The 15,485-nt window shown below is 59.4% G+C and carries 18 protein-coding genes; 7 read left to right on the plus strand and 11 right to left on the minus strand.

The features are described from left to right. The first annotated feature begins 69 nt into the window (after positions 1-69). From GOW60_RS05780 to GOW60_RS05810, 7 genes are all read left to right on the plus strand, one after another. Positions 70-411: a GNAT family N-acetyltransferase gene (locus GOW60_RS05780; protein ID WP_253282430.1), complete on the plus strand. Its 342-nt coding sequence runs from the start codon at positions 70-72 to the stop codon at positions 409-411. Next, positions 408-1,325, plus strand: a complete 918-nt coding sequence (locus GOW60_RS05785) for an ABC transporter permease (RefSeq protein WP_171228559.1) — start codon at positions 408-410, stop codon at positions 1,323-1,325. The genes GOW60_RS05780 and GOW60_RS05785 overlap by 4 nt, the downstream gene beginning before the upstream one ends. Beyond that, a complete protein-coding gene (locus GOW60_RS05790) occupies positions 1,322-2,167 on the plus strand; it encodes an ABC transporter permease (RefSeq protein WP_171204587.1) in 846 nt (281 codons plus the stop codon). Before GOW60_RS05785 ends, GOW60_RS05790 begins: the two co-directional genes overlap by 4 nt. Positions 2,168-2,247: 80 nt before the next feature. Then, positions 2,248-3,237 (plus strand): ABC transporter substrate-binding protein, encoded by a 990-nt coding sequence (locus GOW60_RS05795; RefSeq protein WP_152457702.1) that lies wholly within the window; start codon positions 2,248-2,250, stop codon positions 3,235-3,237. A gap of 157 nt (positions 3,238-3,394) precedes the next feature. Then, a complete protein-coding gene (locus GOW60_RS05800) occupies positions 3,395-4,108 on the plus strand; it encodes an ABC transporter permease (protein WP_171228560.1) in 714 nt (237 codons plus the stop codon). Then, the gene (locus GOW60_RS05805) at positions 4,101-4,835 is read left to right on the plus strand and encodes an ATP-binding cassette domain-containing protein (RefSeq protein WP_171228561.1); all 735 of its coding nucleotides are present in this window, start codon (positions 4,101-4,103) and stop codon (positions 4,833-4,835) included. Before GOW60_RS05800 ends, GOW60_RS05805 begins: the two co-directional genes overlap by 8 nt. A 22-nt stretch (positions 4,836-4,857) precedes the next feature. After that, positions 4,858-5,673 (plus strand): substrate-binding domain-containing protein, encoded by an 816-nt coding sequence (locus tag GOW60_RS05810; protein WP_171228562.1) that lies wholly within the window; start codon positions 4,858-4,860, stop codon positions 5,671-5,673. Between the two features lie 49 nt (positions 5,674-5,722). Here the strand turns inward: GOW60_RS05810 and GOW60_RS05815 are convergent, their stop codons facing one another. The 11 genes from GOW60_RS05815 to GOW60_RS05860 all read right to left on the minus strand — a co-directional run bounded on the left by GOW60_RS05815 (position 5,723) and on the right by GOW60_RS05860 (position 15,284). After that, entirely contained in the window at positions 5,723-6,595 is an 873-nt protein-coding gene (locus tag GOW60_RS05815) for a helix-turn-helix transcriptional regulator (protein WP_171228563.1), read from the minus strand. Then, entirely contained in the window at positions 6,596-6,721 is a 126-nt protein-coding gene (locus GOW60_RS21305; protein WP_256367747.1) for a hypothetical protein, read from the minus strand. Between the two features lie 13 nt (positions 6,722-6,734). Then, positions 6,735-7,997: a c-type cytochrome gene (locus GOW60_RS05820; protein ID WP_171228564.1), complete on the minus strand. Its 1,263-nt coding sequence runs from the start codon at positions 7,995-7,997 to the stop codon at positions 6,735-6,737. Then, positions 7,998-9,194 carry a formate dehydrogenase subunit gamma gene (locus tag GOW60_RS05825; protein ID WP_171228565.1) on the minus strand — a complete coding sequence of 399 codons (1,197 nt, stop codon included), beginning with the start codon at positions 9,192-9,194 and terminating at the stop codon, positions 7,998-8,000. Between the two features lie 27 nt (positions 9,195-9,221). After that, on the minus strand, positions 9,222-9,572 hold the full coding sequence (locus GOW60_RS05830; protein WP_171228566.1) for a putative quinol monooxygenase: 351 nt from the start codon (positions 9,570-9,572) through the stop codon (positions 9,222-9,224). A 111-nt stretch (positions 9,573-9,683) separates the two neighbouring features. Then, positions 9,684-10,277, minus strand: coding sequence for a formate dehydrogenase FDH3 subunit beta (gene fdh3B, locus GOW60_RS05835; RefSeq protein WP_010439472.1), 594 nt, complete (start codon positions 10,275-10,277; stop codon positions 9,684-9,686). A 12-nt stretch (positions 10,278-10,289) separates the two neighbouring features. Continuing rightward, a complete protein-coding gene (locus GOW60_RS05840) occupies positions 10,290-13,184 on the minus strand; it encodes a formate dehydrogenase subunit alpha (RefSeq protein WP_171228567.1) in 2,895 nt (964 codons plus the stop codon). 105 nt (positions 13,185-13,289) lie between these two features. Continuing rightward, positions 13,290-13,478: a ubiquinol-cytochrome c reductase iron-sulfur subunit N-terminal domain-containing protein gene (locus GOW60_RS05845; protein ID WP_171116379.1), complete on the minus strand. Its 189-nt coding sequence runs from the start codon at positions 13,476-13,478 to the stop codon at positions 13,290-13,292. 57 nt (positions 13,479-13,535) lie between these two features. Continuing rightward, on the minus strand, positions 13,536-14,147 hold the full coding sequence (locus tag GOW60_RS05850) for a molecular chaperone (RefSeq protein ID WP_171228568.1): 612 nt from the start codon (positions 14,145-14,147) through the stop codon (positions 13,536-13,538). 4 nt (positions 14,148-14,151) lie between these two features. Continuing rightward, entirely contained in the window at positions 14,152-14,733 is a 582-nt protein-coding gene (locus tag GOW60_RS05855) for a DUF3306 domain-containing protein (protein ID WP_171228569.1), read from the minus strand. Continuing rightward, positions 14,730-15,284: a DUF3305 domain-containing protein gene (locus GOW60_RS05860; RefSeq protein ID WP_171228570.1), complete on the minus strand. Its 555-nt coding sequence runs from the start codon at positions 15,282-15,284 to the stop codon at positions 14,730-14,732. The genes GOW60_RS05855 and GOW60_RS05860 overlap by 4 nt, the downstream gene beginning before the upstream one ends. Positions 15,285-15,485 lie beyond the last annotated feature (201 nt).

The raw sequence follows: 15,485 nt of genomic DNA on the forward strand, positions 1-15,485 counted from the left end.
CGCGCGGCGCCAAACGATGTGCCAGCCTGCGCCAGGGTTGTTCATGACTGGGCCACGCAAACAAGCTGGATGCCCGACGAGCTGCCGGTCGATGAACTGGCGAAACTGATCAGCGACGCATTCGACAACCGCGAAATGTGGGTCGCAGGTGATCCGGTCGATTGCTACATGTCAGTGGACCCGGCACAGAATAAAATCGGCGCGCTGTATTGCAGCCGGACGGGGCAGGGTATCGGCAAGCGCCTTGTCGACAAAGCAAAAGAGGGCCGAAATTTTCTCTGGCTGACGACGCACCGGCCCAATACGGCGGCGCAACGTTTTTATCGCCGTGAAGGATTTGAAGTGACGGCCGAGGAACCCCCTGTGCCGCCGGATACCGTGCCCGTCTATCGGATGGAGTGGCGTGCATGAAGCAGGTCATCGCCGTATTCACAGTCATCGCCGCAATTGTTCTGTTCTGGTACGTGGCCTGTATTCCGATGAACATAAAGGGCGTGTTGACCGAACAGGAACGCGCGGGGGTCGTCGTGCAGCCGCCATCCGCCAAGGACCGGCGGGACATGTCCGAGGTTGGTCTTGTTTTGAACAACACATTCGCCATCCCGGCCACGTGGGAACAGGACAGGCCTCGTTTGCCGGCCCCGCATCAGGTCGCCGTGGAAATTTGGGAAACGACGGTCCAGAAAAAGATCACTTCGAAACGGTCGCTGATCTATCATGGCTGGGTCACGCTCAGCGCGACGATGCTGGGATTTGCGATTGGCACCGGCCTAGGCATTCTTCTGGCCGTGGGCATCGTGCATAGCCGCGTGATGGACCTGTCGGTCATGCCATGGGCCATTGTCAGTCAAACCATTCCGATCATCGCGCTGGCGCCGATGATCATTGTGGTGCTGTATTCCGTCGGTATCCAGGGCATCATTCCCAAGGCGATCATATCGGCCTATCTGAGTTTCTTTCCGGTTGTCGTCGGCATGGTCAAGGGCCTGCGCAGCCCCGATGCGATGCAGCTGGACTTGTTGCGGACGTATAACGCCAGCCGGTCTCAGGGCTTTTGGAAATTGCGCCTGCCGGCATCCATGCCGTATCTGTTCACCTCGCTGAAAATCGGGATCGCCGCGTCGCTGGTCGGCGCCATTGTTGGTGAGCTTCCGACAGGGGCTGTTGCTGGTCTGGGCGCGCGGTTGCTTGCTGGCAGCTATTACGGTCAGACGGTACAAATCTGGTCGGCCCTGTTCGCGGCTGCCATTCTGGCGGCGTGCCTCGTCGGGCTGCTGGGGCTGATTGAACGGGCCGTACTGAAACGAATGGGGATGGCGCAATGATACTGGTTTTCTGTGCTGTCCTGCTTTGGCTCTTTGGCTGGTGGTTGAACAGCCGGTTGGCAAGCGGGCCTTATGCTGACACCCGAATGGTGCGGTTTCTGGCCCCGCTGATCTTTGGCCTGACGGTCATCGGGATCTGGGAGCTTCTGGTGCGCGGGCTTGAGGTTCCACTGGTCATCCTGCCAGCGCCGTCGGTGATTGCGGTGCGGTTTGCGGACAGCCTTCCGATCCTGTGGGCTGACTTTGTGCAGACCATCATCAAGGGCGCGCTCAGCGGCTATGTCATCGGGTGCATCGCGGCCTTTCTGATGGCGATTGCGGTGGATCGCTGGGATTTCCTGCGCCTGGGCCTGTTGCCGGTCGGGAATTTCGTGGCCGCCCTGCCGATTGTCGGAACCGCCCCCATTCTGGTGATGTGGTTTGGGTTCGACTGGCACTCCAAGGCGGCGGTGGTTGTTGTGATGGTGTTCTTTCCGATGCTCGTCAACACCGTGGCGGGCCTGCGGGAAGCCACCTCGATGCAGCGCGATCTGATGGAAACCTATGCCGCTACCTATTGGCAGAGCTTCATGAAACTGCGTTTGCCCGCAGCGATGCCTTTCATTTTCAACGGGTTGAAGATTTCCACCACTTTGGCACTGATCGGCGCTATCGTGGCCGAGTTCTTCGGTTCACCGACACTTGGTATGGGGTTCCGGATCTCGACCAGCGTCGGGCAATTGTCGTTGGACATGGTCTGGGCCGAAATCGTTGTTGCGGCACTGGCCGGCACGGCCTTTTATGGGCTGGTGGCGGGGATCGAAAAAGTGGTGACCTTCTGGCACCCGTCACAGCGCGGATAAAACAAAGAAATCAGCGGATAAAACAAAGAAATCAACAGACCCCGAAATTGGGGCACAACAAGCAACTAGGAGAAATGAAGATGAACAAGCTACTCAGCGGGGCGGTTGCCGCCTTTAGCCTGGCAGCCAGTGCGGCGCTGGCGGCGGATGAAGTGACATTGCAACTGAAATGGGTCACGCAAGCACAGTTCGCGGGCTATTATGTTGCCAAGGACAAGGGCTTTTACGAAGAAGAGGGGCTGGACGTCACCATTCTGCCCGGCGGGCCTGACATCGCTCCGACGCAAGTGATTGCAGGCGGTGGCGCCGATGTGACCGTCGAATGGATGCCTGCCGCGCTTGCTGCCCGTGAAAAAGGGCTGCCACTGGTGAACATCGCGCAACCGTTCAAAAGCTCGGGCATGATGCTGACCTGCTGGAAAGACGCCGGGATCTCATCGCCCGAAGACCTCAAGAACCGCACGCTGGGTGTTTGGTTCTTTGGCAACGAGTTTCCCTTCATGAGCTGGATGAGCCAGTTGGGCATCAGCACCGATGGTAAAAGCGAAAACGGAGTGGAAGTTCTGAAGCAGGGCTTCAACGTGGACCCGTTGCTTCAGCGTCAGGCGGATTGCATCAGCACCATGACCTATAATGAATACTGGCAGGTCATCGATGCCGGTGTCAGCCCGGATGAGCTGGTGACCTTCAAATACGAAGACCAGGGCGTGGCAACGCTGGAAGACGGTCTTTATGTGCTGGAAGAGAATCTGAGCGATGCGGCCTTCGCCGACAAGATGGAGCGGTTCGTGCGCGCGTCGATGAAGGGCTGGAAATATGCCGAGGAGAACCCGGACGAAGCGGCGGAAATCGTTCTGGAAAACGATGCAACCGGTGCCCAGACGGAAGAGCACCAAAAGCGTATGATGGGTGAGATCGCCAAGTTGACCGCAGGGTCGAACGGCGCGCTGGACCCGGCTGATTTCGACCGCACCGTCAACACATTGCTGGCAGGCGGGTCTGATCCGGTTATTACCAAAAAGCCCGAAGGGGCCTGGACACATCAGATCACCGATGCTGCACTGAATTGATCTCAGCCTTTCCTTCGGGAATTGAAGCGCGGTCCCAAGCGGGGCCGCGTTTTTCATTCTAAATGCCGGATATGTGTCTGTACTCGACCTGAAATCAGAGTAGTATTTACCTGTAAACGAACGCATTTCATACGAAATGTGAATTCCACGGGATAAAATGCAGGGATTTGCATCAGAATTCAACTCTGCCATCGCGCTGATCTTTGAGGGAGACTCAGAGCTGTGGGCGATTGTGCTGTTGTCCTTGAAGGTATCCGTGTTTGCGGTTCTGATTTCTGCCCTGATCGGCATGCCCGTCGGTGCCGCCCTGGCTGTGGCCAGGTTTCCGGGGCGGCGGATGCTGATCGTTCTGATGAATGCCCTGATGGGGTTCCCGCCCGTGGTCGTGGGGCTGCTGGTCTATCTGATGCTGTCCCGTTCCGGCCCGTTGGGTGTGCTAGAGCTTTTATATACCCCGACGGCCATGATCATTGCGCAGGTCGTGTTGGTCACTCCCATTATCGCGGCATTGACCCGGCAGGTGGTCGAAATGCTGGCCGAGGAATATTCTGAACAGCTGCGATCACTGGGCGTGTCGCGGCTGGCATCGGTTCCCGTGCTTCTCTGGGATGCGCGGCTGGCACTGGTTACGGCCTTGCTTGCGGGGTTTGGGCGCGCCATTGCCGAGGTCGGCGCGGTGATCATCGTGGGCGGCAACATCAACCATGTGACGCGCGTGATGACGACGACGATCGCGTTGGAGACGTCAAAGGGAAATCTGGCGCTGGCTTTGGCGCTGGGGGCAATTCTGATCGGGATCGCGGTGGCCGTGAACGCGATGGTCAGCGCGGTCAGCCTGCGGGCTGAACGGGAAGGGGTGCGTCATGCGTGACCTGTTCTGCGACGCGGTGAATTGCCTGAAGGTCGAGAACCTGCAAATCCGCAGTAACGGCAAGGCGTTGTTGGACGTCTCGTCATTGGTTCTGGATGGGCCGGGGCCAACCTTGATTCTTGGCCCCAACGGTGCAGGCAAAAGCCTGTTGCTGCGCTGCCTGCACGGGCTGATCACTCCGGATCGGGGGCAGGTCGTCCAGGGTGGAAAACCGCTGGGCGCGGCACAGAAAGCCCGCCAGGCCATGGTGTTTCAGAAACCGGTTCTGCTGCGTCGATCGGTTGCGGCCAACCTTGACTTCGTTCTCAAGCGTCAAGACATGGGGCGAAGGGCCCGTAAGGCTCGTATCGCCGAATTGCTGGCCGAAGGCGGGCTGGACGGCAAGGCCAGACAACCTGCGCGGTCATTGTCCGGGGGAGAGGCGCAGCGATTGGCGATTCTCCGTGCGCTGGCGCTGGACCCCGAGACCTTGTTTCTGGACGAGCCCACCAGCGCCTTGGATCCAAGCGCGACCCAGATGATCGAACGAATGATATTGCGGGCATCGGCTCGGGCCGTGCGGATCGTGATGGTGACGCATGATATCGGTCAGGCCCGTCGTTTGGCCTCGGACGTGGTCATGATGCAGGGCGGGCATATCGTGGAATATGGTGTGGCAAAACAGGTTTTGGATTCACCCGAAAGCGATGCGTCGCGCCGCTATTTGGCGGGCGGATTGGTTACCTAAAACAGAGAAAGCGGAGAGAGTGATGTTCCGAAAAGCAATTCGGGCAGCGGCGGTGGCTTTGGGCCTGTTGACCAGCGCGGTTTCGGCGGAAGAGCCGTTTATTGTGGTGCAGTCGACCACGTCCACACAGAACTCGGGACTGTTGGAATACATTCTGCCGTGGTTCGAAGCCGATTCAGGTATCGATGTCCGTGTCGTGGCGGTTGGAACCGGTCAGGCCATTCGCAACGCCATCAACGGGGACGGGGATGTTCTTTTGGTTCACTCCAAACCAGCCGAGGAGAAATTCGTTGCTGACGGTTGGGGCGTAGAGCGGAAGGATCTGATGTACAATGATTTCGTTCTGGTCGGCCCCAAGTCTGACCCTGCCGGAATTCGCGGCGGCGCCGATGTGTTGGCCGCGCTGTCGAAAATCGCCGAGGCCGAAGCGCCGTTTGCATCACGCGGTGACGACAGCGGAACACACAAGGCTGAACTGGGCTATTGGTCCGCGGCCGGGCTGGACCCTACCGAAGCTTCGGGTACGTGGTATCGCGAGACCGGATCTGGTATGGGGGCGACGCTGAACGTGGCCAGTGGAATGGATGCCTATACGCTGACGGATCGGGCCACGTGGCTGTCTTTTGGGAACCGCGGAAATCTTGAGGTATTGGTCGAAGGGGATCCGCGCCTGTTCAATCAATACGGCGTGATTCTTGTAAACCCTGACAAGCACGCGCATGTGCGGGCGACGGCCGGCCAGCGTTTCATCGACTGGCTGACGGGGCCGGACGGGCAGGAGGCGATTGCGTCGTTCAGGCTGGACGGGCAGCAGGTGTTCTTTCCGAACGCCGACTAAGCCGGCCTGCGGCGGGCGCATCCTGACAAGGTAAAAGGCGGATGAGGGCTCAACCGCTGGCACCGTTGTGGTGGATCGTGCCCAGGCCCGACAGGTCGTAGCCACCGAATTCACGGGCCCTTTGCGCAAATTGATCCGAGCGCAGCAGCGTTATCAGTTTCTGCATTGGCGGATCAAAATATGACCTGCGCCAAATCGCCAGATCCAGCCTCTCGGAATGGGTGGGGACGAAACCCAGGTTGTAAAGCCCTGCCAAAGCCCCCAGCCCAAAGCCGGCCTCGGCCTTTTCGCCGTGAAGGGCGATGGCCAGTTCCTCTTCGGTGCGTGCGCAGCCGGGGGTTGCGTCCAGATCGTCTCGGCTCATGCCACGGGCTTCCAGCTGGCTATCGAACAGGTGTTGGCTGGCCGCACTGTCCTGACGCATGATCACGCGGCGCGATTTGAGATCCTTGAACGATTTGATATCCGATATGCCCGGGGCAAGAAGCAGCCCGCGCTTGCGCCGGGCGACTTCGTACAACACCACCGGCCCTTCGCCCAAGGCGTCCCGCAGGGATTTTTCGTTGAACCCTCCGTCTTCGTGGATATGCAACACGGCCGCCTGTGCGCTGCGTTCGCTCAGCCGTGTCAGCCCGTCAAAAGAGCCGTCGTAATAGGTGGCAAGCCCTGATCCGCTTTCACGCAGCGCCCAGTCCAACAGAGGATCATGGCTGCCTGCTACAATCGGAGGCAGGGGCGGTTCGGCCACCTGCGGACCGGATCGCGACGCGTTGAGCCAAGCAATGATCTCGGCCCGCGGGAACAGCAGCTTGCCCATGGCGCGAACACAGGGCACCTCGCCCGAGGAGGCAAGATCATAGGCTTTGCGCTCGCCGATGCGCAGCAAATCGGCCAGTTCGCGGGTGGTCAGGTATTGCGACATTCAGTCGAGGCGAACGGCAGAGCCGGACGTGGCGTCGGCGGCGGTGAATCCGATCCGATCCAGCACGACAGGGGCTGCCACTGCAATGACGACCATTGCGGCGACCGCGGCAAGAAAGGCTTTCATGGTCTCCTCCAGTTCAGTTCCGGGCACCCGTTGCGTGGCGCAGAAAAGCAATAAGATCCTGACGATCCTGAGCTTGTGTAATTCGCTGCATCGGCATCTTGGACCCCGGAATGTAATGGTCAGGCCCTTCGTCGAAAAGAGCATTTATCGTTTCGTCATTCCAAATGATATCAGAGCCTTGCAGCGTATCCGAGTACAAATATCCCGGTAACGTGCCCGCGCGTCTGCCGAAAACCCCGTGCAAGGAAGGGCCTGCGCGGCGCTGGCTGTTGGGGGTGAGGCTGTGACAGATCGAGCATTTCCGCGCGAACTGACGCTCACCATTGTCCATCTCGTCGGGGTTTTGCAGAAAACTTGGCTCGGCAGAAGCCATCTGTTGCCGGTCGGACAAGGCGGTGACCGGCCAACTGTACATGGCCTCGTCGATCCCGCCAGCATGGATGTTTTCACCATCGACCGAAAAGGCCAGGGCCCAGACTGGTCCCCGCAACGTTGCACGAAAGTCCTGTGCGATGCGCCAGTCCGAGGTATCGATGACCATGATATAGCCTTCGCCGTCGCCCACGGCCAGAAACCGACGATCCGGGCTGAGCGCCATGGCAAGAATCGGGCGACGATCCAGAGTGAAATCGCGTTCTTCACCGGTGGAAAGGTCCAGAATTCGGGTCACTCCGTCAACGGCACCGTAAGCGATCCAGTTGTCCTGTTCATTCAGGACCAATTCGTTGATGCCGAACCCGTGTTCGATGAGCCGGGTGATCTCTTGCCCGTTCGAGATGTCCCAAATGCGCAGCGACCCATCCATGCTTGCTGAATAAAGCTGTGTGCCGTCAGAAGAAAACACCACCGCGTTCACACCACTTCCGGTCGGTCCAAGAGTTGTGGGCGCGGCTCCGTTCACGGGCCAAACCCCAATCGTTCCGTCCCAACTGGCGGTTGCGACGTGGGTCTTGGACGCTGCCAGACCCACTATCTTGCCCTTATGTCGCCCAACCACGTCGCCACCGGGCCACTTGCGCAGGGTGAAGTCATCTCCGGCCGAGTAGATGGCCGTGCCATTGAAGGCAACGGCGTTCACGGCGGCTTCATGACCTTCCAGCCATTCGGGGGTCCGATCAGCCCACAGCCCGACGGAATTGTCGAAACTGGCTGTTGCGATACGCCCGTCCGGGGCTGTGGCAATCCCCATGATTGGTCCGCCGTGTCCCTTGAGTGTGAAGAATTCGGCCAAGGCGGGCAGAGGGATCAGCGCCAGGGCCAGAACCAGCCCTCGCATCTATTCAGCAGGCGAGGTGGCGGTCTTGCCAGCCTCTTTTTCCTGAACTTCCTCCAGCCACAAAGAGTGGTGTTCACGGGCCCATTGTTCTTCGACCTCGCCGGTGCCCATGGCGTCAAAGGCGCCCTCCATTCCGACAGAGCCGAGATAGATATGCGCCACGATGATCGCAATGAACACATAAGCAACCGTCACGTGCCAGACTTGGGCATATTGCATTTCTTCCTGCGGCGACATCTGCTCCGGCAGGTTCAAGCCCATCATTTGTGGAATACCGGTCGCATTGGCGATCTGGAAGGTTTTGGCAAACAAGGGCATCTCGAACGGGAACAACAGCGACAGACCCGACAGGCTGATGGAGACGCCCAGCAGGATGCAGGCCCAGAATATGATCTTTTGACCGGCGTTGAACTTCTTTGCCGGTGGGTGGCTGTTCTTGGTGAACAACCCGCCACCTGCGGCCAGCCATTTCAGATCGACGCGGTTGGGGATGTTATGGGCAATCCAGTTTACCGTGACGATGATCAGGCCCAGCATGAAGGCCCAGGCCAGATTGTTGTGCAACCACTTGCAGCCCTGTGCGAGGGCCGCAAAGCCCTCTTTCCCGAAAATCGGGATCAGGAAATCGCGCCCATAAAGCGTCAGCAGGCCCGTGACGCCAAGGATCAGGAACGACCCGGCAAACAACCAGTGGCCGAACCGCTCGAATCCGTTGAAACGCGTGACCGTGCGGCCGGTTTTCTCACCGTCGATGCGAATTTTGCCTCGGATCAGGAAAAACAACAGGATGATGCCCAGCATCCCGACAATGATATAGGTGCCGTATTCGCGCAGCGGTCCGGTGCGGAAGGTCAGCCACCACATGCCGCCATCCTGAATCAGCACGCTGTCTGCCGGACCATGAGAAGACACCGTCACATCAGCCGAGCCATAGCGCAAAGCGCGATACACGTCACTGTCCGAGGCCACACCCCGCGTGCCAAGCTGCCCCAGCAACCCCTCGGCATTGCCCTGACCGGTGTTCTCGGAACGATAGCTGTTGTCGACGGTTTCACCACGCTGCCGGGCAAGAATATCTTCCAGCGTTGTCGCTCCGCCGGTCGAGGTGCGCGCATCCGCCGTGGGTTCAGAGGTTTCTTGCGCCCACACGGCTCCGGTCAGAAAAATCGAAACGAGCAGAAACTGAATCAGACGCATAGGGATATCCTCCTGTGCATTTTCATATCAGCGGTCAAATCCACCGATTTGCTGGTGAAAAACGGCGCCAACCGGTGCGAGCGCTTCGCGAAGATCATCCTTGGCCGGACCATACACGTCCAACCCCACTGGCGTCAGAAGGGCCAGAAACCGTTCCGCAAAATTAGCACCAAAACTTTGCATATGTATCATGGCATCTTCGGAACTGGCATAGCGTTCGTAGATATGAACAGCCGAACCGGTCATGTGCCATTCATAGCTTCTGGCGCCGGTTTCTTGCAGCGTGGCCGCGACCATTTCCGCCATAAGCGCTTCGAACTCATCCTTTTTATTCAGATCGAGGTCAAGCTTCAGCAGCCAGTAAACATCATTGGTCATGCATGCCTCTCAAATATGTTTGCTGTGACGTTGCAGGAAACGGATCCCCGATCACATCACTTGAAAAGCCCCCCGCAAAGGGCGGGAGGCTGCTTTGTCAAAAGCCGGATTTCAACCGTCTTTCTGGTCGTAGGCCGTGCCCCAGCCCCAGGCGCCCGAGCCGAAACCGCGCGCCACGACGCGCTCACGGTAAACTGCGGAAACCACGTCGCCGTCACCGGCAAGCAGGGCCTTGGTGGAACACATTTCGGCGCAGATGGGCAGCTTGCCCTCGGCGATCCGGTTGCGACCGTATTTGGCGAACTCTGCCGTCGAGTGCGTTTCCTCGGGGCCGCCGGCGCAGAAGGTACATTTGTCCATCTTGCCACGCGATCCGAAGTTGCCCGCCTGCGGATATTGCGGCGCGCCGAAGGGGCACGCATAAAAGCAATAGCCGCAGCCAATGCACAGGTCCTTGGAGTGCAGCACGACCCCTTCTTCGTTCTGATAGAAGCAGTCGACCGGGCACACCGCCATGCAAGGCGCATCCGAACAATGCATACAGGCGACCGAGATCGAGCGTTCGCCCGGGTTGCCGTCATTGATCGTCACCACCCTGCGGCGGTTGATGCCCCACGGCACCTCGTGTTCGTTCTTACACGCGGTTACGCAGGCGTTGCACTCGATGCAGCGTTCAGCGTCGCAGAGAAACTTTGCTCTAGCCATTAATCGTCCTCCTTACGCTGCCCAGATCTTGCAGAGAGTCGCCTTGGTCTCCTGCATCTGGGTTACTGAATCATAGCCGTAGGTCTGGGCGGTGTTGGTACTTTCACCCAGCACATAGGGGTCTGCACCTTTGGGGTATTTCTCCCTGAGGTCCTCGCCCTGGAAATGGCCGCCGAAGTGGAACGGCATGAAGGCCACGCCGGCACCGACCCTGTTGGTCAGCATCGCCATCACCTTGACCTTGCCGCCCTCGGGGCCTTCGACCCAGACCTGTGATCCGTCCCGAATGCCAAGGTTGTTGGCATCACGCGGGTTGATCTCGACGAACATGTCCTGCTGAAGCTCAGCCAACCACGGATTGGACCGGGTTTCGTCACCGCCGCCTTCATATTCGACCAGACGACCAGACGTGAGGATTATCGGGTAATCCTTTGAAAAGTCGTTCTTCTGGATCGATGCATAAAGGGTGGGCAGGCGATAGGCCTGACGGTCCTCGTAGGTGGGATAATCCGCCACCAGATCGCGCCGATTGGTATAGAGCGGCTCGCGATGCAGTGGGATCGGATCCGGGAAGGTCCAGACAACCGCGCGGGCCTTGGCGTTCCCGAAGGGCGCACAGCCATGTGCGATCGCGACCCGCTGGATGCCGCCGGACAGGTCGGTTTTCCAGTTGGTCTTTGGTCCGGCCACGGCGTCGATGGCCGCGCGTTCCTCGGCCGTCAGATCACCGTCCCAGCCAAGATCCATCAGCATCTGCATCGTAAACTCAGGGTATCCATCCTGAATTTCCGATCCAACGCTATATACCCCTTCGGCCAGCAGGTTGTCGCCGTCGCGTTCCACGCCGAAACGGGCGCGGAAGGTCAGGCCGCCTTCGGCCACCGGTTTGGACATGTCATAGAGGTTTGGTGTCCCCGTATGGCCCATCTCGGCTGTGCCCCAGCACGGCCACGGCAGACCGTAGTATTCGCCGTCGTTTGGCCCACCAATGGCTTGCAGCGTGGTTCTGTCGAACGTGTGCTGGTTGGCCATATGGCTTTTCAGACGTTCCGGCGACTGTCCGGTATAGCCGATGGTCCAGAGGCCCGAGTTGAACTCACGCGTGATGCTTTCAACATTCGGGGTTTCCGGGTCTTCCATCTCGATATTGCGGAAGAACCGATCCGCCCAGCCGAATTTGTTGGCGAACTTGGCCATGATGACCTCGTCCGGCAGGCTTTCGAACAGCGGATCGACCACCTTGTCGCGCCACTGCAACGACCGGTTCGAAGCCGTGACGGAACCACGGGTTTCGAACTGCGTACAGGCCGGCAACAGGTAAACGCCATCGGTCCGGTCATGCAAAACGGCGGAAACGGTGGGATACGGGTCGATCACGACCAGCATGTCCAGCTTTTCCATCGCCGTCTTCATTTCCGTCATCCGGGTCTGCGAGTTGGGCGCGTGGCCCCACAGAACCATGGCGCGGACATTGTTGTCCTGATCCATGTTGGCCGGGTCTTCCAGAACACCGTCAATCCAGCGAGAAACAGGAATGCCGCGCTCGTTCTGCAGCGGTTTGTCCTTGCCGTCCTTGTCCTTGATCGTGGCAAATTGACCGGCCAGCCATTCGGGTTCTTCACCCCAGACGCGGGCCCAGTGACCCCATGCGCCTGCGGACAGGCCATAATAGCCGGGCAGGGTATGGGAAAGAACACCAAGGTCCGTTGCGCCCTGAACGTTGTCATGACCGCGGAAGATGTTGGTGCCACCACCCGAGGTACCCATGTTGCCCAGTGCAAGCTGAAGTACGCAGTACGCGCGGGTGTTGTTGTTGCCGTTGGTGTGCTGCGTTCCGCCCATGCACCAGACAACCGTTCCGGGACGGTTGTTGGCCATCGTGCGGGCAACCCGCTTCAACTGCGATCCCGGAGTGCCGGTGACACGTTCCACCTCATCCGGGTTCCACTTGGCAACTTCCTCGCGGATCTGATCCATGCCCCAGACACGGGTGCGGATGAACTCTTTGTCTTCCCAACCGTTGTCGAAGATGTGCCAGAGGATACCCCAGATCAGCGCAACGTCCGTGCCGGGGCGGAAACGGACATATTCATCCGCGTGCGCCGCAGTGCGCGTAAAGCGCGGGTCGCAGACGATCAGCGGGGCGTTGTTCTGCTCTTTTGCGCGCAGAATATGCAGCAGCGAGACGGGATGCGCCTCGGCCGGGTTGCCGCCGATGATGAAGATCGCCTTGCTGTTGTGCATGTCGTTGTAGCTGTTGGTCATGGCGCCGTAGCCCCATGTATTCGCAACGCCCGCAACAGTGGTCGAGTGGCAGATCCGGGCCTGATGGTCCACGTTGTTCGTGCCCCAGTAGGCGGCGAACTTGCGGAACAGATAGGCCTGTTCGTTGTTGTGCTTGGCGGAACCCAGCCAGTACACGCTGTCAGGCCCGGATTCTTCGCGGATGCTCATCATGCCGTCGCCGATCTCGTTGATCGCCTCTTCCCAGCTGATGCGCTTCCACTCTCCGCCTTCCTTTTTCATCGGATATTTCAGGCGGCGCTCGCCATGGGCGTGCTCGCGAACGGCGGCACCCTTGGCGCAATGGGCGCCCAGGTTGAACGGACTGTCCCAGCCGGGCTCCTGCCCGATCCAGACGCCGTTCTGAACTTCGGCAACCACCGTGCAACCGACCGAACAATGCGTGCAGACGGATTTGATGTTCTCGACAGCCGTGTTGGCTGCGGTCTGGGCGCTGGCTGGCGTCACGGTTCCACCCGTGGCGCTGATCGCGGCAAGGCCGCCGATCGTCAGGCCCGAGCCACGCAGGAATGCGCGGCGATCGACGGTTTTCTCGCCGACCTGGGACAGGATACTTGTCCGCTGGGGGCGTCTCGCAACCCCGTTGGTCTTTTTCCTAAGCATTTGTTTCCTCCCTTGCGCGCCGTGTATGCCACGGCTGGCTTGGTACTGCTGAAGCCGACGTCGGGGCCAATCGCAACCGTCAGTCGGGTGTGAAAACGTCCGATCCTAGAACCGGGTGCTTTCGATGTAGGCGCGTGTATGCGCGGTATCCTGGATGCGGGTATCGTCTGTCGGCGCTTCGGCCGCTTCGGCTTTCCCAGTCAGGCTGGCGGCGGCAACAGCAGCAGGCGCTGCGGTTCCGGCCAGTTTGAGGAAGTCGCGGCGTGTGGCGCCTTCTTCCTTGGTCTTGCTCATGGGCTCCTCCTGTCCCAATTGCGGTTTGGTGCCCACGGGGCACCGGCGATTTGCGGGCTACCCCGCTGTCATCCGGAACGCTTCGCGCTCGATCTCCATGAATACCCGACCGGCGGTGCCGACGGATGCATAGAGAACCGAGTTTTCAGCAGCTTCCAAATCCGAATAGAAATGTGCGGCCCATGGGCCGATATGTTTGCTCCAGAACGCTTTCTGGTCTTCAAGCGATGCCGGGCTTCCAAAACGCCCAACGATCATGCCTGCCATCATCTCCATCAATGAGGCGATGTTGTCCTCGGGCTCAAACACGTTCTGGGCGCGTGTGATCCCACGCACCGCCATGTCATTGCGGAGCTGCGCAAGAGGTTTCTCGTTCAGAAAACCCGTGAGGTAGAAGCTGGCATATGGCAGCAATTCGCCCCGACCCAAACCGATGAACAATGCATTGAATTCCCGTTCCGCGGCGGCGGGCTTGGTGACCTTTGCAACCCGCGCCATGGCGTGGATGGCCTGACCAAGATCAGTGTCATCACCGCTGAGGCCCGCCATTTGATCCAGCAGCATCTGGTCGGGTGGACCGGCCAGCAGCAAGCCCAGAAAGTTGTAGAAATCCGCGCGCAGGCGATCCTCGGCTGAAACGTCCAGAGTGTGCGCGTCACTTGCGGTCATTCGGTCATCCTTCAAATTCAAATGTCATTCGACGTGGCGCCGGGGGAAGGTCGATTTCTTCCGGCTCGTCCGCGCGAGCGACGGAAACCGGTTCGGGCCCGGTATCGGGTTCGACCGGCGCGGCCTCGGGTTCAGCGCGTATATCGGCTTCGCTTTCAGCAGCATCGTCTTTGGCCTCTTCCGCGTCGGCCGCCAGTGCTTCGATATGTGCCAGCATACCTTTTCCAACCTGATAGGCGGTTTGCATGTTTTCGATCACGCAAGCCGCATCGGTGTAGTCCTCGCCGTAATCAACCAGCCCGTCGACATTGGCCAGAACCGGGTTCAGCCGCCACAGCCGACGCAAAGCCCGACGGCGCAGGCGATCAGGCACGGCCTTGGCCATGAAGCCCGAAACATCGTCGCCGGGTTGCAGGGTCTCTGGGTCGGGAAGATTGAACTCGGCAAGGATCTCGGCGTCATCCTTTTCTTCCAGCTCCGCTTGCCGTTCTGCGATCGCCTGTTCTTCAAGGGCCAGTGCCTCGGCCTCGGCTTCGGCGTGAACGGCGGCCTTTCGGCGAGACCAGAAATCATCGGGCCGGTTCATTGCAGCGCCTTTCTCGGGGCGCGGTACACGTCCGACGTTTGCCGGATGCGCGCGTCACCCTTGCCGTCTTCAACCAGATCTGTCCGCTTCTTGTCGCGGCGGCGCTTGACGAACACTTCGTGCTGATGATGTTTCAAAGTAAAATCGCGAACCCAGGCAATCAGCCCTTCAGTCATCGGGATCTTCTCGACAATTTCTTCACCGGTATCCGCGTAATCCTGCCCCTCGAACGGAGAGGCGGTGATCAGAACTGCATTCAGGGGTGTTTCGCCTTTCAGTTCGTCCCGCAGCACAAGGTACAGCGAAGGCTGCCCATCCGACAAGTTGACCATATAGGCTTCGGTTTCATCTGACCAGAGCGTCAGGGGCAGGGTGGCTGCGTGATACTCGACCGCATCGCCTTCGCGGCGCAGTTCCTGCCAGTCGGCCGGCCCCGCGCCGGGTAAGAGGGCCACGGCACGCCAGTTCCACCGGGCCCACCGTGTGACTCCGGGTGTCTTGCGCACGATGACGCCAACCGGCATTTCTGTCTGGCTTGCGGCCTTGGCCACTGGCTCCTCCCCGAAAGGCTCTCCCCTGCCTTTCTACGTCCACTATGGTACACAAACTGGCTGTGTGCCAAGCTTATGCTCTACGACTTTGGTCGTAGTCCAAGGTAGCAACTGCGTGAGCAGGCCCTGTGAATGCTTGTGTTTCCTGGCATTTATTGCCGAAATTCAACCCTGTGCAGGAAACGCGGCAAGGGGTTGAAG

It is taken from the genome of Ruegeria sp. HKCCA4008 (assembly GCF_013033125.1).
GTDB lineage: Bacteria > Pseudomonadota > Alphaproteobacteria > Rhodobacterales > Rhodobacteraceae > Ruegeria.